This is a genomic window from Mariniphaga sediminis, from assembly GCF_003573545.1.
Classification (GTDB): Bacteria; Bacteroidota; Bacteroidia; order Bacteroidales; family Prolixibacteraceae; genus Mariniphaga; species Mariniphaga sediminis.
In genome coordinates, this window is record NZ_QWET01000023.1 from 20,960 (window position 1) to 41,014 (window position 20,055).

17 protein-coding genes are annotated in these 20,055 nt (G+C 44.3%); 8 read left to right on the top strand and 9 right to left on the bottom strand.

Annotation, left to right across the window (positions count from 1 at the left end):
• Positions 1-248: 248 nt before the first annotated feature.
• Positions 249-779, bottom strand: coding sequence for an ArsR family transcriptional regulator (locus D1164_RS20570; RefSeq protein WP_119351794.1), 531 nt, complete (start codon positions 777-779; stop codon positions 249-251).
• A gap of 38 nt (positions 780-817) precedes the next feature.
• Positions 818-2,620, bottom strand: a complete 1,803-nt coding sequence (locus D1164_RS20575; protein WP_119351795.1) for an SLC13 family permease — start codon at positions 2,618-2,620, stop codon at positions 818-820.
• Positions 2,621-3,625: 1,005 nt separating this feature from the next.
• Here D1164_RS20575 and D1164_RS20585 point away from each other — a divergent pair.
• On the top strand, positions 3,626-4,417 hold the full coding sequence (locus D1164_RS20585; protein WP_119351797.1) for an XRE family transcriptional regulator: 792 nt from the start codon (positions 3,626-3,628) through the stop codon (positions 4,415-4,417).
• 4 nt (positions 4,418-4,421) lie between these two features.
• On the opposite strand, the gene D1164_RS20590 is transcribed toward D1164_RS20585, so the two are convergent.
• Positions 4,422-5,426 carry a helix-turn-helix transcriptional regulator gene (locus D1164_RS20590; protein ID WP_119351798.1) on the bottom strand — a complete coding sequence of 335 codons (1,005 nt, stop codon included), beginning with the start codon at positions 5,424-5,426 and terminating at the stop codon, positions 4,422-4,424.
• 222 nt (positions 5,427-5,648) lie between these two features.
• Here D1164_RS20590 and D1164_RS20595 point away from each other — a divergent pair, with 222 nt between their 5' ends.
• Genes D1164_RS20595 through D1164_RS20605 form a run of 3 tightly spaced genes read left to right on the top strand, consistent with a single transcriptional unit; the run spans position 5,649 to position 9,509 of the window.
• Positions 5,649-6,482 carry a sugar phosphate isomerase/epimerase family protein gene (locus D1164_RS20595; RefSeq protein WP_119351838.1) on the top strand — a complete coding sequence of 278 codons (834 nt, stop codon included), beginning with the start codon at positions 5,649-5,651 and terminating at the stop codon, positions 6,480-6,482.
• Between the two features lie 7 nt (positions 6,483-6,489).
• Positions 6,490-8,142, top strand: a complete 1,653-nt coding sequence (locus D1164_RS20600; protein WP_119351799.1) for a DUF6807 family protein — start codon at positions 6,490-6,492, stop codon at positions 8,140-8,142.
• Positions 8,143-8,153: 11 nt separating this feature from the next.
• Positions 8,154-9,509 (top strand): Gfo/Idh/MocA family protein, encoded by a 1,356-nt coding sequence (locus D1164_RS20605; protein ID WP_119351800.1) that lies wholly within the window; start codon positions 8,154-8,156, stop codon positions 9,507-9,509.
• Between the two features lie 6 nt (positions 9,510-9,515).
• On the opposite strand, the gene D1164_RS20610 is transcribed toward D1164_RS20605, so the two are convergent.
• On the bottom strand, positions 9,516-11,933 hold the full coding sequence (locus D1164_RS20610) for an alpha-ketoacid dehydrogenase subunit alpha/beta (protein WP_119351801.1): 2,418 nt from the start codon (positions 11,931-11,933) through the stop codon (positions 9,516-9,518).
• A 164-nt stretch (positions 11,934-12,097) separates the two neighbouring features.
• Positions 12,098-12,607 (bottom strand): DUF4251 domain-containing protein, encoded by a 510-nt coding sequence (locus tag D1164_RS20615; protein WP_119351802.1) that lies wholly within the window; start codon positions 12,605-12,607, stop codon positions 12,098-12,100.
• Positions 12,608-12,716: 109 nt separating this feature from the next.
• Between D1164_RS20615 and nfo the strand changes: the two genes are divergently transcribed.
• A complete protein-coding gene (gene nfo / locus D1164_RS20620; protein WP_119351803.1) occupies positions 12,717-13,565 on the top strand; it encodes a deoxyribonuclease IV in 849 nt (282 codons plus the stop codon).
• Positions 13,562-14,398, top strand: coding sequence for a D-amino-acid transaminase (dat, locus tag D1164_RS20625; protein ID WP_119351804.1), 837 nt, complete (start codon positions 13,562-13,564; stop codon positions 14,396-14,398). Before nfo ends, dat begins: the two co-directional genes overlap by 4 nt.
• A gap of 6 nt (positions 14,399-14,404) precedes the next feature.
• On the opposite strand, the gene D1164_RS20630 is transcribed toward dat, so the two are convergent.
• From D1164_RS20630 to D1164_RS20645, 4 genes are all read right to left on the bottom strand, one after another.
• Complete coding sequence (locus tag D1164_RS20630) at positions 14,405-15,556, bottom strand: pyridoxal phosphate-dependent aminotransferase (RefSeq protein WP_119351805.1); 1,152 nt, start codon at positions 15,554-15,556, stop codon at positions 14,405-14,407.
• A gap of 1 nt (position 15,557) precedes the next feature.
• Positions 15,558-16,457: a fructosamine kinase family protein gene (locus D1164_RS20635; protein WP_119351806.1), complete on the bottom strand. Its 900-nt coding sequence runs from the start codon at positions 16,455-16,457 to the stop codon at positions 15,558-15,560.
• Positions 16,458-16,793: 336 nt separating this feature from the next.
• Complete coding sequence (locus tag D1164_RS20640; protein ID WP_119351807.1) at positions 16,794-16,976, bottom strand: hypothetical protein; 183 nt, start codon at positions 16,974-16,976, stop codon at positions 16,794-16,796.
• A complete protein-coding gene (locus tag D1164_RS20645; protein ID WP_119351808.1) occupies positions 16,976-18,349 on the bottom strand; it encodes a purine-cytosine permease family protein in 1,374 nt (457 codons plus the stop codon). Before D1164_RS20645 ends, D1164_RS20640 begins: the two co-directional genes overlap by 1 nt.
• Positions 18,350-18,508: 159 nt before the next feature.
• Here D1164_RS20645 and D1164_RS20650 point away from each other — a divergent pair, with 159 nt between their 5' ends.
• Entirely contained in the window at positions 18,509-19,210 is a 702-nt protein-coding gene (locus D1164_RS20650) for a class I SAM-dependent methyltransferase (RefSeq protein WP_119351809.1), read from the top strand.
• Between the two features lie 430 nt (positions 19,211-19,640).
• On the top strand, positions 19,641-19,877 hold the full coding sequence (locus D1164_RS20655) for a hypothetical protein (protein WP_119351810.1): 237 nt from the start codon (positions 19,641-19,643) through the stop codon (positions 19,875-19,877).
• Positions 19,878-20,055: the final 178 nt, after the last annotated feature.

Consider the following 20,055-nt stretch of genomic DNA (forward strand, 5'->3'; position numbering starts at 1 on the left):
GACATTATCTGATTATCAAAAATTCAACCCTCTCCCGGGTTGTGTCTTTACCCCGCATTGCCTTCCCCGAGCTTCGCACGGGGCTATTTTTATTTATGTCTTTCGGACACTTCTTTATCCCGAATGGGATTAAACAAATAATAGCCATGGGTTTTACCCGTGGTAACGAAGTGGATACGAAAAGAACCCCGAAGTGGGTTCAACCTTTGATTCGCAGACATTCTATTTTTCAATTTTTTAGCAGTCTCTTAATTTTCCTTTTCCCAAATAAGAAGGGCCGGTTTGTTTTTGAAAAAATATTCCATTTGATCGGGCGTAAAAACAAGGTACATTATTTTTCTGCCGATGAGTTTTTCTGCTTTTTCAACCAGGGCGTCAATGTAGTTTTTGTCCAGGCCGTAACCTACCAGCGCCAGTTCAATGGTGTCGGCATCAACCCCTTTGGCAAAACTGCCGGTGATATAGGCCGCTTCCAGGTGTCCGATTTTGCTGGTTATTCTCTCTACAATGTGGTCGATGCCCACCGTTTTTCTGACAATCCGCTTTAGGTCTTCGTATAACGGATGTTTGGGATTGGCACGGTAGAACCTTTTTTTTCCTTTAAATTCCGATTTCAGCAGGCCCGCTTCGGTAAATTTGTTTAACTCTACACGGATGGCATTGGTCGATTCATGGAATTCCCTTTCCATACTTCGCAGGTAATCCTGGTTTCCGTCGAAGAGAAAAAATTTAATCAATAATTTGATACGGGTTTTGGATGAGATAATAATATCGAGCATTGAAAAGTGGTTTAACTGTTAAAAACGGATGGTTGATATTAAAATTCCCAGAAATAAGGGATTAAGAAAATACTTAAGATAAATGCAATAAGTTGCATGGGAGCACCGATGCGCAGAAAGTCGCGGGCGGAATATTTTCCTGCAGCTTTTATGATGAGGTTGGCACGGTATCCGCGGGCGGTCATAAAACTGGAAGCGCCTGCCACGGCAATCGCCACAAAAAACGGTTTGGGATCGACGTTTAGCAATTGCGCAGCCACTACGGCAATGGGAAAGACCAGCGCTACCGCTGCGTTGTTGGTAATAATTTCAGTTAATACGGAGGTAATGAGCCAGATAATGGCCAGCACCCCCACCGGGCCGATGGAGCGGACAATGCTGATGGCATCGCTGGCAAGCAGTCCGGCCACTCCCGAGTTTTGAATTCCTTTTCCTATGGCAAATGCCGACGCGATGGAGATAATCATATCCCAGCTCACTGCCTTGGTATAATTTTGCTGAGGTAGTATTTTCAGCCAAATCAGTAGCACTGCGGCCAGCGAAACATAGATGAAAATGTTGAGGCTCATGCCGAATCCGTAAGAAACAATTTCATTGATGACAATGGCAGCCACCATGGCTAACAGGATAATAAGTGCGATCCATTTTACCCGCGAGCCTTTGTCGTGGTGTAAATCCTGCATGAAGTTCACCATGTAAAACATTTGTGAAGTACGCCAGGTATCGTAAAATTTCTCTTTGGCCAGCAATACAACGTTGTCGCCTACCTTCAGTTTCAGGTTGCTGAGGTTGTCGGTTATCCGTTCGCCATTGCGGTGAATGGATAGCACCACCGCATTAAAGTGATTGAAAAAGTTGAACTCGGTAACGGTTTGTCCGAGGCCTGAAAACCGGGGTGATAACACCACTTCATATTGTTTTAAATCTTCGGGTTTCTCGCCGGAAAGGTATTCCATACCCTTTAGCTTAACATCTTTATTTGCAAGAATGTAGTTAAGCCTCCCGGAGTTTCCGGTAACCAGTATATCGTCGTTCCGGTGGAGTTTTGTGTGATTCTTTTCCGGTTTCAGGATTTTTCCGTTCCGCTCAATGGAATGTACCTCAATGCCTTCGAGTCCATCAATCCGGTTTCCAGCTACTTCCTGGCCAATAAGCCTGCTGTTTTCAGGAAGTTGCAGGTTATAGTAATAATCCTTTACCTCGGGAAGGTCTTTTGCAAACCTGATTTTTTCCCCGGGCAAAAGCCAGTTACCAAAAACTGCCATGTAAATAAACCCGAAAAAAGAAATAAAAAGCCCGATCTTCCCCAGCTCAAAAAGGTGAAACCCTCCGTTGCCTGTTTCAAGCATGAGCCCGTGTACCACAAGGTTAGAGGAAGTGCCGATTAGCGTACACATTCCCCCCAAAATGGCGGCATAAGAAAGGGGGAGCAGAAATTTTTTGTAAGAAAGCTTCATGGCATCGGCCCACCGGATAAGAATCGGGGAAAAGTTGACCACAATGGGCAGATTATTCAGAAAGGCCGAAAAAAAAGCTACCGGCACCATTACACGCGGTAACATAAAAGTCATCGGGTTTCTTTTGTGCGGCAGGTAGGCCTGGGCAAAGCGCGTCATCAGCCCTGCCTGTTTAATTCCCTCGTTTACCAGGAAAAGCAGGGCAATGGTTATCAACCCGTCGTTGGAGAAACCGGCAATCAATTCCCTGTCGGTAATAATTCCCGTGGCCATAAAAATAACAGCAGCGCTGAGCAGTATCAGGCCGGGGCGCATGGCTTCCATCAAAAAAGCCACGATTAAAAATACCAAAACAGTAAGGACTATCCAGGCTTCAAATGTCATAATCCGGAATTTAATTGTCGATATTCTGGGTCAGCATAAATCCGGTGGAGTAAAAAAGTAATCACGCTTAACTTTCAATATTCATTTAACTTTTTCCCAGCCCTAAAATAATAATTGGGATTTATGTTCCGCTTCAACTTGAAAAAAAAATAGCACCCGGAAGAATTTTCTGAGCCAGGGTTGACTTTTACTTTGCCCCAAAATCTTTTTAAAATTCATAACAACAGACTGGTTATCCACTTGTTTGGGGCTTTGCCCCAATCCCCACTTCATTTTTCTCCTATGATGAGAAAAACGAAGCATGAGGAAGGCATTTCCGAGCATCATGTCAAAATTAACCTTGGCGTTTTTTCAATGCAGCGAGCTGGCCCGACTGACGGAATTTTGACACAGCCCGCATCAGGTATAGCTCACTTAAAAATATTGATGGAAAATGTATCTGAAAACAGACTATTTTACTGAATTTTGCGGGTGAGCAGATATTCAGTTGCTTTGGGGTTTTTACACTGCTCCGCTTCCTCAGTTACATGCTGTGATGTTCTGCGTCAAAAAGCGTCTGTAATAATGGTGTACAAATATTACTCAAAAAATAGTCAGGCAAATATATAAATGAATAGGGGTTAGTTCCAAAAAAAAACGGGGAATTTTATTGAATATTATTGGCGCAGGAAGAAAAAACAGGATACCGCGGAGTACCTTACAACGTATTGTTTTTACAACGAGTTGTTATTCAGACATGACGATGCACACCGGGCACAGGTATTTTTTTATTTTTGATTTTTGCAGAAGCCTTTTTTTACAGACTAAAACAAAAACGGAGAGGCTTGCCAGCAGGGCAACTATTCATGTGAAAGAAATCGATTACCGGATGAGGAAATGAGAGAATCGTCTGAAACAGATAATAAAGCAGGGGATGTTTAGACCGGGCAACAGAAAAAGTTTTAACTTTGGCTGATATTTAATCAATATATTCGATTGTATGTTAGTCATTAAAAAGAAACAAAGATGAACCTTTCTGCCAACATCAAATTCTTGAGAAAAAGGAGACGCCTGACGCAAAGCGGATTAGCGGAGGTATTGGGGATTAATCGTTCCGGAGTAAATAATTACGAGAACGGGGCGGCTGTTCCCCCGCTGAATATACTCATTGGCCTTTCCGACCTTTTTCATATTTCCATTGACACCTTGTTGCGCATCGATCTGTCAACATTGCGTGAAAGCCAGTTGTATCTGATTGAAAATGGTTCGGATGTTTTTGTAAAAGGCAATGAACTGCGGGTGCTTGCCACTACCGTCGACAGTAAAAACCGGGATAACATTGAGTTGGTTTCCATCAAGGCAAAAGCCGGTTACACCACCGGGTTTTTTGATCCGGAGTATATTTCCGGTCTGCCTGTTTTTCACCTGCCTTTTCTTTCCAAAGAACGGAAATACCGTACTTTTCAGGTCTCGGGCGATTCCATGCTGCCCATAACGGACAAGTGCTGGGTGACGGGCGAGTATGTGCAAAACCTGGAAGAGATTAAAGACGACGGCCTGTATATTGTGCTGACCCTGAATGAAGGAATAGTTTTTAAGAAGGTCCGGAATGAACTGAAAGAAAAAGGTACGCTCCGGATGATTTCCACCAACCCGGAATATGCGCCTTACGATTTACCGCTGGCTGAAATCCGGGAAGTCTGGAAATTTATTCATTTTATTTCTTCGGAAGTGCCTGAAGTAACCACAACGGAGCAGTTGTTCCGTCAGATTGAGTCGGTAAAAAAGGAGTTGGAAGAAATGAAAAAGAAACTGTAGCGGATTATTTTTTCCGGAATTTGTTGGGTGAAATACTGAAATGTTTTTTGAAGGCAAAATTAAAATATTGTGTAGAAGAGAATCCACACATAAATGCCACATCAATAACCGGTAGCGCAGGGTTTTCGCCAAGTAGTTTTGCGGCCTGACGTAAGCGCAGCTTGTTCAGGTATTCCATCGGGGAACAGTTGGTTACTTCTTTGCAGTAATGGGTAAAACGGGTTACCCCCAAATGGCAGTATTCAGCCATTTTAATAACAGTCCAGTCTTCATCTGTTTTAGATTCAAGGATGTTTAGAAAAAGTTCAACCGTTCGTTTGCTCTCAATCAATGATTGGTCAAGCACAATATTCCCTTCATTAAGAATTTCAAGGAGCAGGATAAGCAGGTTATTTATCTGGACTTTTAACCGGGAGTCGTATTTAATTTTGTTTTCCTGTTTGATAATTCTGCCCATTTCAATAAAACAATTCCTGAATTCCCGGTTCGCTTTCAATACCGGCTGTTCATTTTGTCTCAATTTCAGGGTTAGTTCATCCAAATCTTTAGGATTGAGGACTATCCAATCGGGCCATTCCCATTGCTGGTGCGGATACCTTACATTTACATCGAGGATTAACCAATAGAGTTTGCTTAAATTCACATTGGGATTTCCCAATTTATGAATAATCCAGGGGCGCGTAATGGTTATATCATTTGTTTGAACCTTAACCAGGTTGTCTCGCAGTAAAAAATCCAAACTGCCGTTTTCCAGGAAGCAAATTTCAATTCCTTCATTTGTGTGCCACTCAAGTCCCCAGTTTTGGAGCTTTTTTATGTCCCAGAAACCGATACTTTTTATTCCTTCGAGTTCATCATTTTTTAATCTCTTTCCGGGATAGGTTCCTCTGGCCAGGGTGGTCAATTCAAATTCATCATTGTTCCATGCCTGCCGGAGCGGCATACATGAATCCGCTTCATACGTTCGTTTTTCTATGGGATCATAGTATTTCGGAATGATTGGATTCATAGCCGCAAAATTAAGAAATCTTTCAGTGAAAATAATTGGAACCCTGTCACAAAAAACCAGTTTATATTTGACATACGGAAAGCATCTAACATATTAATTTATTCTGACATGAAGGCTAAAAAGATTGACCGAAGGCAATTCATAGAAGTTACTGCCTTGGGAACCTCAGGGGCTTTGTTCATTCCGCAACAAGTATTTTCTAATAATAAAAACAGAAGGAGTATGAAAACGAATGGAAAAATCAAGTTGGGAGTTAATATGGAATATGTGCGGCATCATGATAACCCTTTTGAGTGGGGTGTGGAGAAAGCAGCAGAAATAGGGTATGAATATGTTGAACCAATGGTTCACCTGGGGAGGGAACTGCTGAGCGAAGCCGGGTATTTTCATTCCGTATCAATGTATGACGATCCGCTTTGGATGAAGGAGGTTTGTGATAAACACGGGATTAAAATTTCGGGACTGTCAGCCCATACGCCTTTGTGTAAACCTGAAATAAGTGTGGAGTATTTAAAAATGGCTGTCAGGTATGCATCCGCAATGGGAGTGCCGGTTGTAAATACCGACGAAGGGCCCAAGCCATTGTGGACCTCCAAAGAAATGGATTATACCCTGATGAAATATACCCTGACCGAAGCTTCAAAAATGGCTGAACGCCATGGTGTCGCAATTGGTCTTGAGCCACACCAGCAGTACAGTACAACCCCCGCAGGGCTGAACAGTATTTATGAACTGGTAGATTCACCATCCATCGGAATAAATTTTGACACAGGGAATGCCTTTATCGGAGGCAGGGCAGATATATATGACTGGCTGGAGAGCGTAAAGGAGAACCTGGTTCATTTTCATGCCAAAGACATTAGTATGGAACAAAGCTCCATACGCGGCAAAGTAACCGGGGTTCCGGTTGGATGTGCCTGTGGCGATGGCGTGGTTGACTGGAAACGGGTGATTGACATTGTGAAAACTGCAGACAGGGAGATTGTATTCAGCGTGGAATGTGGGACAATAGATCAGGCTGTCAGAAGTTTTGAGTACCTTTCTTCCCTTTTGTGATGATGACATGAAAAGAATATTTGCTATCATTTTTACGGTTACCTTTTTCTTTGCTGCGTCAGGTAGTTTGCCCGGTGTTTCCGGTAATAAAACCATCAACGTGCTAATACTGAGCGGGAGCAACAACCATGACTGGAAACAAACAACGCCATTTTTAAAAAAGATGCTAACCGAATCGGGTTTGTTTTCAGTTGAATTTACAGAACAGCCGGATACATTAAAACTTTCTGACCTTGCAGATACAGATGTGATTGTCAGCAATTGGAACTCGTGGCCTGATAACGACATCCGCTGGCCGGAATCAACGGAAAAAGCGTTGCTTGATTTTATTAAATCAGGCAAAGGGTTTGTAACTTTTCATGCATCCACCTCTGCATTTTACAACTGGCCGGAGTTTAAAGAAATAAGCACTGCTGCGTGGTTAATGGATTCTACGCGGCATGGAAAAAGTAGCGACATCAGTGTGATAGTAGAGAATACCCGGCATCCTGTGACAAGGGGAATGTCCGGTTTTTTTGTTCATGATGAATTATGGATAAATGCCGGGAATAATAAAAAGTTTGAGGTTTTGGGAATTGCTGCGGATAAAGACACTAAAAGTCAACCGGCGGTTATGGTTACTGAATACGGGAAAGGGAAAATATTTCACACGATTTTGGGACATGATGTTCGGGCCATGCGGAATAGCGGCTTTCAGGCTTTGATTCTCAGAGGTACTGAATGGGCCGCAACGGGTAAAGTAACGCAAACCCTTCCTCAGGAACTTCAGGAAAACGGGAATACCGCCCCAAAGTTATCCTGGCAGAGGACGGATACCACATTTGCCTTGCTAAACGGAAAGAATGTGATATGGCAGTACAATTTTAATACAAAACATGGCCGGCCTTTTTTTCATCCGGTTTATGTTGGAAAGAATAACATCACCTGCCTAAGTCCTGACGACCACCTCTGGCATCTTGGTCAGTGGTTTTGCTGGAAATATATCAACCAGGTCAACTATTGGGAGTACCAAAATGGAACATACCGTTCTGACGGGGTTACAAAAATTGAGCGCATTGAAATTATCCCCGGGCCTGATTTTTCGGCAAAAATAAAACTGGAAATTGTTTACCATCCGGTGAATGGTAAAGATGTTTTATCCGAATTCCGAACCATTTCGATTTCACCTCCTCTGGATAATGGGAATGTTTGTATGGATTACCAGTTTGAATTTAAGGCTGTTGGTGATACAGTGGAATTGAATCGTACCCCGGTTGAGGGAGAGCCCGGCGGACAATCATGGGGCGGGTATGCCGGCCTGTCCATCCGGTTTAACCAGGATTTTATGGATGTACATTTTATGCCAAGCTGGGAAGACAACAAAAATATTAATGGGCAAACAGGCGATTGGCTGTATATGGGATTCAGAGGACTTGACGGCAAACAAACAGGTTCCCAGATAATAATAGCTCCGGATACCCGAAGGGAAGGAGCTGCCTGGTATTCAGTTAACAGGGAAGCCGTTCCATTTTATTATTTTAGTCCGGCTTACCTTTATAATAAACCTTTGACATTAAAAAAAGGGGATACGTTTACCCTGAATTACCGGGTTGTTCATTGGGCAAACAGGCCGGATTATAAACAGTTGGAATGTGAATATCTAAAATTTGTACAACAATAAAAGCTTGAGTTATGCATATGAATCCTTCAAGAAGAAAGTTTATACGAAATGTTTCTGCAGGAACTTCAGGAGTTATATTGATGCCCCATATTTTGTCATCCTGCGCCCGGAATATAAATGATCGTATCCTTGTTGCCCACATTGGTGTAGGAAGCCGCGGGCAGAGTACAATGATGAATTATTTTGTCCCCCTTGAAACTTCCCTCTCCGTGGCCACCTGCGATCCTTTTGAGCAGCGCCGGAACGCCTCGGCCGATCATATCAGAGGGCAATACCGCGAACGAGGGGTAAAAGCCCCGAAATGCAAGCCGTATCTGCATTTCGAAGAAATACTTGAACGCGACGACATTGACGCTGTTCACATTTCCACGCCCGACCACTGGCATGTTCCCCTGGCCATTAAAGCTGCCCGTGCCGGTAAACATATTTATCTTGAAAAACCGCTGGGGTTGAGTTATCCGAACTATAAAATACTGGAAAAAGAGATGAAAGCCAATAATGTCCGGTTTCATTATGGCACGCAGCAACGAACAATGAAACACATGCAACGCGGAATTGAAATGATAAAAGAAGGATTCATCGGTGAAATAGAGCGGGTGGAAGCGTGGGCCCCCGGTTATAATCCGGTTGAATCGCCGAAATGTATGGAATCTCCGGTGCCGGATGATTTTGATTACGATCTTTGGACCGGTCCGGCTCCATTAAATCCATATTGCCCTGATCGGGTTACCAATAACAGTTCCTGGTTTCAGTGGGATTACAGTATTGGGTTTCTTGCCGGCTGGGGAGCACATCCGTTAGATGTTGCGGTTTGGGCGCTGAAAGATAAATTAAAGGGGGTATATACCTGCGAAGGTGTGGGTGAATATTGGAAACCCGGCGGGATATACAATAATATTCGTTCCTGGGATGTGCGTTATGAATACGATTCGGGAATCCAGTTACATTTTTTTGACACGGACTTTGCCACGACAAATGATTTGTTACACTACCGGAAAGTCAAAGAGGGAAACGGAACCACTTTTTATGGCTCCAGAGGTTGGATATCTTTGAGCAGGAACTCGGCAGAATCTGACATACCCGAGGTTGACAGAAAATTGAATGATTTTCCCAAAAGTGACGGTGGAAAAATCAGCAGTGAGGAAAATACGATGGGGCAATATTTTGTGGATGTAGTTACAGATAAAATTCCGGAGATTTGTCCTTTGGATGAAGCCATCATTTCTGACTGTATCAGTCATCTGGCCAATATGGCCATTCGAACCGGCCGGAAGATTACATGGGATCCTGTAAAAGGAGAAGTAACAGATGATCCGGAAGCAAACAAGTGGTTTGTTCGTGATATGAGGGAGCCTTATATCATTTAAATGTTTTTACCACAGTTTTTTACGGATATTCACGTCCACTTCCCGCATCATTTCCCAAACTATTTCATAAATGAGTTCCACGTTGGGTTTTGAGAAATACTCTCCGTCGATACCGTATGCGGGCCGGTGTTCCCTGGCGGGTAATGTCCGGGGCGAAGCATCCAGGTAGTCGAAGGCTTTCTGTTCTTCCAGTACCTTTTGCATCATGTAGGCTGTGGCTCCTCCGGGAACATCTTCATCGATAAACAGCACTTTGTTTGTTTTTTTGATCGACGCAAGGATAACATGGTTTACATCGAACGGGAGCAGGGTCTGCACGTCAATTACTTCCGCTGAAATACCTTTTGTTTGCAGAAGGTTGGCGGCTTTTACGGCATGGTGGACATTCCAGCCATAGGTAACGAAGGTAATATCCGTTCCTTCCCTCATAATTTCGGGGACGCCCAGCGGCACTTTAAACTCACCGATATTTTCGGGAAGTATCTCTTTTACATTGTACCCTTTCAGTGGTTCAATGACTACTGCCGGTTCTGCGGCTTCCAGCAGGGTGTTGTACATTCCGGCTGCCTGAACAGTGCCGCGGGGAACACACAAGTGGATACCCCGCAACGAGCCCAGTAGCATTTGCATGGGCGACCCGGCGTGCCAGATGCCCTGCAACTGGTGCCCGCGGGTACGTACAATGACCGGCGCGGCTTGTTTCCCTTTGGTCCGGTACTGCATGCTGGCCAAATCGTCGCTTAGAGAAGAGTGAGCGTAAATCAGGTAGTCTAGGTATTGAATTTCGGCAATGGGACGAAACCCGCGTAAAGCCAGGCCAATGCCTTGCCCGATAATGGTTGTTTCCCTGATTCCCGCATCAGAAACACGGTGTACGCCATATTTCTCCTGCATTCCTTTCATGCCCTGATTTACATCTCCCAAATAGCCGGTGTCCTGTCCAAAAGTCACCAGGTTGGGGTACTTTTTGAAAAGGACATCGAAATTACGGCTGAGTATTTCAGAGCCGTTTACTTCAATGCTATTGTCGTTGTATCTGGCGGGGTCTGGTTTAACACTGAGGACAGATTTTTTCCCTTCGCGATAAAGTTGCCGGTTATAAAATTCCTGGCTCCTTCCTTCAAAGTTCTGTATCCAGATACCTAACAGTTTTTGTTCCTCTTTCAGGTTTGAGAATTCATGTATGTTGAAGTAGAGACGTTTGGCAAAACTCAGATACTTCCTGCGTGTCAGGAAAATACGCTGGCCGATTTCCTCCAGTTCCTCAATTTTGTCGAATTCTCCGTTTGAACCTGCTTTTATTTTGTGAACAATATTTTCCAGTTGTTCTACTTCCTGTTTGAAGTTGTTTTTGTAATGAGTCCATGCAGCTTGCTTCGCCTTTTTGGCGCGCTTCTCCGCTTCGTTTTCAATTTGAGTCAGGGTTTCTATATCTGCTTTCCCTGATTCCAGCAACCACTTTTTGAACAGGTTCAGGCCATCAAACTCTTTCTCCCATTCCAGTCGTTTTTTACTTTTGTAACGTTCGTGCGAACCGGACGTGGAATGCCCCAAAGGTTGGGTGAGCTCCCTGATGTGAAAAATGGCAGGAACCTGGGTTTCACGGCATTTGGCAATTCCTTCGGAGAAGGTTTTAACCAATGCAGTGTAATCCCATCCGTTACAGGAATAAATATCGATTCCGTTTGTATTTTTTTCTTTTTGAAAACCTTTCAGTACTTCCGAAATACTTGATTTGGCCGTTTGAAGTTTTACCGGGACACTAATTCCGTAACCGTCGTCATAAATTATAACAGCCAGTGGAACCTGCATCACGGCCGCGGCATTTATGGTCTCGAAAAACATGCCTTCCGAGGTACTGGCATCGCCAATAGTACCAAAAGCCACTTCATTGCCTGTGACATTGTTGTTCAGATGCTTTTTCATTTCAGGGTTTTCCCTGACTATTTTCGATGCCTGTGCCAACCCGAGCAACCGGGGCATCTGTCCGCCGGTGGATGAAACATCGGCCGCGGAGTTAAACTTCTCCAAAAGGTTTTTTATTTCCCCGTTTGCGTCCAGGTTCGAGGTGGTGAAGTGGTTGTTAAAATTTCGCCCTCCGGTGGAAGGATTCATATCCTCGTCGGTGTCGCCGTAAATCATGGAAAAAGACTCTTCGGGCTGCAATAAGCCTAATGCCAGCATAAAGGTCTGATCCCGGTAATAACCCGAACGCCAGTCGCCTTTCCGGAATGTTTTTGCCAAAGCCAGCTGGGGAATTTCCTTTCCGTCTCCGAAAATGCCAAAATGAGCCCGCCCGTTGTGAACCTCGCGCCTGCCAAGTATGCTTAACTGACGGCTTAAATAGGCGAGGTAATAATCGTTCAGTGCTTCTTCGGTGGTCAATTGGTTTATGGCGGATATTTCCGGTTTTTCTATATACATGTATGAAACTATTTCAGACAGTTTTGTCTTGTAACCGGATTAAATAACGTTTGGCGTAAAGATTTGTTTAAGGATAATCCATGCAGAAATGCCTAAATACCGGAAGGTCTGACTGTTTAAGTAATTACATTCTTCAAAATATTTTCCATCCCGCCATTCCCGCATTATTCTTTGTCAGCTTCAATTGTTCCGTAATATGAAATAGCCTGTCTGTTGGTGCTGGTCACGTTTAGTGTGGCATACCCCAGTTCCGAAATATGAAAGGTGAAGCTCAGAAGATCCATTTTGTTTTTAACTTCCAGTTTTACCACGTACCCTTTTTCATCCTCTTCCAGTTCGAAATTTTCAATGGGCTGTGTAAAGTCAAAGCCTCCGGTCCGTGCACCATAATCTACATGGTAAGCAACACCATAAAATGGCAGGTACGAAACCAGGGTGTCTCCTTTTATTTCGGCATCGAAAGTATAATTTAACTGAATACTTCCGCCACCAAGGGGCATGGCATGGGTGGGCGTAAAAACAAAAGCTTTTTCAAAGAGTATCTCTTTTACTTCCTGCTTTCTTTTTTCCTGCTTCTCAATACGCAGTTCTTTTTTGCTTTTTTTTACTTCCTGCGCTTTCAGAAAAGAAACAGGGAGAACCAGAACGATGAGAATATAGATTATTTTTTTCATGACTACTCATTTTTTTATTGATACAATTAAAACTATTTTCGCTAAAGTTTTTGTATGTAATTGACAAAAATCGTTCCGGCGATATATACGGATAAAAGGTAAATTGGTTATGACAGGAAAATATATTGGAGCCCACGTTAGCGCTGCCGGCGGAGTTGAAAATGCACCCGAAAATGCATACCGGATTGGTGCTTCAGCTTTTGCACTGTTTACAAAAAATCAGCGGCAGTGGCAGGCCAACCCGCTGTCAGAGGAGAGCATTTCGGCCTTTAAAAAGAATTGTGAAAAGTTTGGGTACAAACCCGGACAGATTTTGCCGCACGATAGTTACCTCATTAACCTGGGGCACCCGGAAAAGGATGCGCTGAAAAAATCGCGCGACGCTTTTTTGGATGAGATGAAACGTTGTGAGCAACTGGGGCTCGACCGGCTGAACTTTCATCCGGGAAGCCATCTGAATAAAACCAGCGAGGAAGCCTGCCTAGCCACCATCGCCGAATCAATCAATCTTGCGCTGGAACAAACCCGCGGCGTATCGGCGGTTATTGAAAACACAGCGGGGCAGGGGACTAACCTCGGTTTTTCATTTTTTCAGATTAAAAAGATAATTGAACAGGTGCAGGATAAAAGCCGGGTAGGTGTGTGTATTGATACGGCCCATGCTTATTCTGCCGGTTACGATATTAAAACCCGGGCTGGTTTTGAGAAGGTGTTTCAGGAATTTGAGGAAGTGGTTGGTTTTGAGTTCCTGAAAGGGATGCACCTGAATGACTCGAAAAAGGAGTTCGCTTCGCGGGTCGACCGGCACGAAAGCCTTGGAAAAGGAACGCTGGGACTGGAAGTATTCGAATGTATTGTAACCGACAGCCGGTTTAATGGCATTCCACTCATTTTGGAAACACCCGATGAATCGCTTTGGGCAGAAGAGATCAACCTTCTTGTAAACATGCAGAAATGAACGAAACCGTTTACCTCAACGGACAGTTTCTTCCGAGAGAGAAAGCTTCCGTTTCGCCCGACGACCGCGGATTTCTTTTTGCCGACGGTATTTATGAAGTAATAAAATATTATAACGGAAAGCCATTTCGTTTTCCGGACCACCTGGCCCGTCTGAAAAGGAGCCTGGAGGAGGTGCAGATTGAATGCGGTGGAGTGGCGCATTTTGAGCAGGTTTTTGCCCAACTCCTTGCAGAAAACAAGCTGGAAAAGTCTCATGCCGGGATTTACCTGCAGGTAACCCGCGGGGCGCACCAGCGGGTACACCATTTTCCTCCCAATTTGAGCCCCACTGTTTATGCCACTGCTTTTGCTTTCCCTTCTTTTACCGAAAATCTGGAAAACGGTATCGAAGTAATTACCCGGGAGGATATCCGCTGGTTGCGTTGCGATATTAAGTCGGTGGCTTTGCTGCCCAACACCATGCTTTATAACCAGGCCAGGGAAGCCGGGGCAGGAGAGTGCATTCTTATTCGCGACGGAATGGTTACCGAGGCCACCCACTCCAGTGTGTTGGCTGTAAAAAACGGGGTGGTGATCACCCATCCGCTTTCGCATCTTATTTTGCCGGGCATTACCCGAAAAGTAATACTGGAAATTTGTGCGGATAATAATATCCCGACAGAAGAACGGGCCTTTTCTGAAGAGGAACTCTACGAAATGGATGAGGTGATAATTGCCGGGACAGGCAGTGAAATTACACCGGTTATCCGGATAAATGAAACGCCTGTTGGCAACCAAAAGCCCGGCGAAGTTACCCGGTTTTTGCAGCGCACATTTTTTGAGATGGTTTAAGCTCCTTTATATTTTCATTTTCTGGTGACCGAGGTATTTTTCCAGCCGGTTCATACCTTCTTCAATATTTTCGATGGAATTGGCATAGGAAAAGCGCAGAAATCCTTCCCCGTTTTCGCCAAAATCAATCCCCGGGGTTACCCCAACATGTGCTTTCTCCAGAATGTCAAATGCAAGCTGGTAGCTGTCCGCAGAGAGGTGCCGGGCATTTACAAAAACATAAAAGGCGCCCGTGGGAATTACTTTGATATCGAACCCCATATTTTGCAACCGGCCAACCAGGTATTTTCGTCGCTTGTTGTAAGTCTCTTTCATTTTTAAAACATCGGGGCCTGCGGAACGTAAAGCTGCAATCCCGGCGCGTTGTGCAGTGGAGCTGGCACAAATGAACAGGTTTTGCTGAAATTTTTGCATGGGCCGGATATATTCCTGCGGCGCAATAACAAAGCCAAGACGCAGGCCGGTCATGGCAAACAGCTTGGAAAACCCGTTCAGAATAAACGTATTTTTTGTGAATTCAAGCATGGAATGGGCCCTGCCATTGTAAACCAGTCCGTGGTAAATTTCATCGGAAATAACAGGAACATCGAACTGGGCAAGCTGTTGCATCACCCCGGGCGATAACAGATTTCCGGTAGGATTCATGGGACTGTTGATGAGGATAGCCCGCGTCTTTTCTGAAATACGTTTGCAAATTTCCTCCGGACGGTACTGGAACCCATCTTCTTCGTAGACCGGCACTTTTACTGCACGGGCGTCGATAAACCGTAAAAAGTTGGGATAGCAGGCATAGCCGGGATCAGAAAGAATAACTTCGTCCCCGGGTTCGCATAAAACGCCCAGCGTAAGTAAAATGGCCGGAGAACTACCCGAAGTTATTATGATTTGGTCCGGTGAAATTTTCACACCGTATTCCTGTGCATACCTTTTTACAATTTCTTCGCGGAGCTCCGGATCGCCCAGGCTGTGGGTGTAGTGCGACCTTCCTTCTGCGTAAGCCTGCTGCACGGCATCGGCAATGCACCGCGGTACATCAAGATCGGGTTCGCCCACTTCCAGATGAATGATGTGGATGCCCTGCCTCTCCATTTCAGCAGCTTTCTCCATCACCTCCATCACGATAAACGGAGAGATATTTTTGGCTCTTTGTGGTAACATCTTATAAATAACTTTTGGCAATGTGAAACGCCTGGCTTCCGTAGCCGCCACCAAATAAATAATAGTGGTTCAATACATGGTACAGCTGGTAAAGAGAGTTGCGTTCGCGCCATCCGGCCGGCAATGGGTTTACTTCGTTGTAAGCACTGTAAAACCGTTGCGAAAAACCGCCGAACATGGTCATGATTCCCATTTCCATCTCGTAGTTGGCATAGTAAGAAGCCGGGTCTATTAATGCCGGTCCGTTCGCAGTGTTCATATAGTTGCCCGACCATAAATCGCCGTGAATCAAAACCGGCGTGCAATCACCGGGGATCAATTCCGGAATCCTTTCCAGTAGCTGCTCGTACACTTTCATTTCCGATGCCGGCAGTGAGCGTTCCTGTCGAATCAATCCCAGCAAGTACCTCAACCGGTTGTCCCTGAAAAATTCAGGCCAGCTGGTATGCCAGGAATTATTTTGTGGGGTGGAACCACAATAATTATCGTTATAGAAACCAAACTTTTCGGAAGAAAACCGATGGATTGTTGCCAGTCCGCGTCCCAGCTTTTCATCTGAATTGCCCTTGCCCCAACCGGGTTCCAGGTACTCGAGTACCAGAAAACCGGGCGTGCCGTTCACTTCTTTTGCTGCAAACACTTTGGGAACCGCAAGTTGGCCGCTGGCTGCATTTCTCAATTCCTCCAGGCTTTCTGCTTCCCGCAAAAAAATATCGGAGGCACAGTTCCCGTTCCATTTCAGGAAAAATGTGCCGGCATTGGTTTCTATTTTAGAGGCATTGTTAATGCATCCGCCTCCCAAAGAGCCGGAGGAATTGATTTCAACTGCTTTTCCAAATTTATCTGAAAGATGGGATTCCACTTCTTTTTCAATCGAATGGTCGTTTCGGATGAATTTCATACAGAATGGATACTTTTTAATTTGTTTAGCCTTGAAGGTTTCGTAAAATCTTCAAAGTTTAAAGATACAAAGTATATTTATTTTACCGTAAAAACATAACTTCCGGCAGTGAAGAGTATTCAGCCCGATTCCGTTTCAGAGAGTTTTTTTATTGGGATGGATTCAATTTAAATTTTGTTTTTGCTGGTTACAAAAGCGGCATTCATACCAGACAGAGCAACGGCTGCTAATGTACTGGAAAGAATGTTCAGGCAAAGGGGAAATTCTCTGCTCCCCGGTGGATAAAAAATAACCCGCAAATGGATTCATAACGTATCTGTTTTGAATGCCTTTTTGTTACTGGCCAGGTTTGGGTTTACTGCCCAGCCAAAAAATGGCACTGGCAAACCATACAATGGCACCCAAAAGCATCAATCCGTTTTGGAGCGTGTGACTTATCCTTCCCAAAAAGAACAGAATGGGCGGAAGGATGGTCAGCAATAACCCGGCAAGTGAAATCAGTTGAAGTATACGTTTCATTATCCAATTTTTTTCTGATAAATTTTACTCAGTAAAACAAACAAGCCGATAGCCAGCACCCAGGCGGGCAGCGGTAAAAAGTAGAGTTCTATCCCTACGATGAGGTTCATTGCAAGGGCGGCGGCAAGTAAAATAAACCAGGTGAGGCCGGCAGCCCAGTTGAAGTTTATTTTCATTCTTTCCGCATAATAATCTTTTAATCCGAATTTTTGCATCAGGTAGTAATCGGCGAAAATGACGCCACCCATCGGTATTAATACCAGTCCGTAAAGCGCCACAAAATCGAGTAATTTCATAACCAGTGCAGGGAAAAGGGCCGCGAGGGTGGTAATGAGTCCGGCAAGGAGCGTTACTTTCCAGCGGCTCCATCCGGGCGATGCTACCTGGAAGGCCAGTCCGGCACGGTAAAGTGTGGGATTGGCAGTAGTCCATCCGGCCACAATTACACAGAGCGCACCGGCAATTCCAATGGCCTGGTAAGCCACTTCGCCCGGGGCATCGCTGTTGGCAGCGGCGTACAGAATTCCAGATGCAATCCATGCCACATAATGTCCCAGGAACATGCCTACCGCCGAGGCATAACCGTATTGCCATTTTTTGGCATAGCGTAACAATGTAAGGTCACTCATGCCCAGGTGCATGGCGGCATTGGCAAACCACGTAAAAAAGATAACATGCCAGATGGTAAACTGAGACTGACCGGGTATGGCTGTTCCCATCCAGATTTTTGTGTTGGCCACTTCCCAAAAATTACTTAAATCGGTTTCAATACCCAGTCGGGGAAAAGATGAGATGGCGGCAGCAACAAAAATAAAAAACATCCAGGGAGCAGCCACTTTTGAAAAACGGGCCAGTTTTTCAAAACCTAAAATGGCAAATGTGGTAATAACGGCGCCCACGGCAAATACGGTAACCACCCATCCCACGCTGGAAGGATATAAATCGCTGAGTGTGGGCATTTTTACATCGAACGGGATGCCAACGGCCGTAGCTGAAACCGCTACCATGGCGCCGGCCAGAAAACAAAACATCAGTGCATTGATAATATTATACAGGAAAACCAGTACCGAACCACAGATCTTTTTCAGTTGCCAGTAAAGCGATAACCGCACTTTTACGGCAATGGGCGCCGTTATAAGCGCCCAGCTCAATACGGCCAGTATATTTCCGATTAATCCTCCCAGAAACATGTCGGTCACTGACACTCCATGGGCAACAAAAAGCATCCCGATAACAAACTCAGTTCCGGCAACATGTTCCCCGGCATAGGTTCCCAAAAAATTTCCAAGTCCCTGCAGTGCCTTATTATTTACCGGCTCGCGGTCGAACTCATAAAGGGAGTCCAGCTTTTTTGAAATGGCTGCAATCTTCATTTTACAGGTTTAGCATTTTTATTGAAAAGCCTAAGTTAAAGAAATATTTTGGAAGAATTTATCATGAGGAACCGGGAGGATCTGAAGAGGCCGGGTTCTGGTTCTGTGTAAAAAATGTTCCGTTGCAATAGAAATAAAATTTTATCTTCACCCAAAAAAATGAATGATCCTATTGGCAGGGCCATCGCCGATTTTTTTGAGAGGGGAGAGGCGCCTGATATTCTGATTGATACCAACTACACGGAAGGGGAACTACTTTCTCCCGCTTTCTTTTTCAGGAATGAAGATGGAATGCCGGAAATTGAAACAACTGCATTGAATCTTTGTCGGGGAAAAGTGCTGGATGTGGGAGCTGCCGCCGGGTGCCACGCGTTGGCTTTGCAGCAAAGGGGATTAGATGTTACGGCGCTCGAAAAATCAGTGTTATCTGCTGGCGTGATGCAAAAACGTGGTGTGGAAAAGGTAGTTTGTACCGATTTGTTCCACTTTCAGGAAAAAGGATTCGATACCATTCTTGTTTTAATGAATGGAGCGGGGATTGGTGAAACCACCGGGGGCCTGAAGAAGATGTTAGTGCATTTGAAAGAACGGCTGAATGAAAATGGGCAAATCCTGATTGATTCATCGGATATTCGTTATCTTTTTGAAGAAGACGATGGCTCGGTGTGGATTGATCTGGCCGATGACTCATATATGGGTGAAATGGTTTATGAATTGACCTACAAAAATGATTTTTCCCGTTTTAAGTGGTTGTTTGTTGATTTTGAGACCCTTTCAGCTATTTCCCGTGAGGCAGGATTACAATGTGTATTGATAAAAGAAGGCGATCATTTTGACTACCTGGCACAGTTAACTGTCTGAAAAGCTATGTAATGTCATGTCAACTTCAAAATGTCATTTCGACCCCAGGGAGAAATCTGCTAAAATATTGAGATTTCTCATCTTCGTGCCTCAGATTCGAAATGACAGCATGAGACAATTTATGTTTGACATGACAGTAGTTTAGATATGACTCGTTCATAAAAGAGTTCTCAAAATCAATTCAAACCCGTCTCATTTTTTTTGAAAGGAGGAAAAAAGGTGTTTACCGAGAAACGCATGCGTTTTGCAGAATAATTTTTACGGTTTGTGTCAAATTCCCTAATTTGGTTTCGATTTTCAGTTCAGGATTAAATCCGTTTAGAAAACTTTAAATTATGAAACGAGCATGTAAAACATTTACGCCCAGGAGAATGATTAAAATACATGCGAGTTCCGTACTATACCTTTGAAAACAAACAATTTTAATAGTATGAAAACAATTATTCTTATTTCCTCCATCTTTTTCCTTCTCGGATTAAAAATCAGCAGTACGATTGACCTCGGTGGAAAAGCCAATGCTGTTGACTCTATTCTTACCAACAAAATTATGCCATCGAAATCAGTGAAAGCGCTGCCACTGTTTAATGATTCGGATGCGGAAAAAGAAAGCCGTTCCGACTCTCTGCAAACATCGGCCGGGAAAGAATCAGATAGCGAAAACAGTTAGTCTCCGGGTGTAGTCGTTTTTGGGAAGAGGAACCGGGAGCCAAACTCTCCGTTTGGGTTTCTTTTTGAGAACATTAGGATTTTGAACCTCTGTTTTTTCTTTTGTAGGCTGTTCCCTATTTTATTATTTTAGAGGCAAAATAACAACAGGGTTGGTTAGAAAATGAGTTTTTTAAACT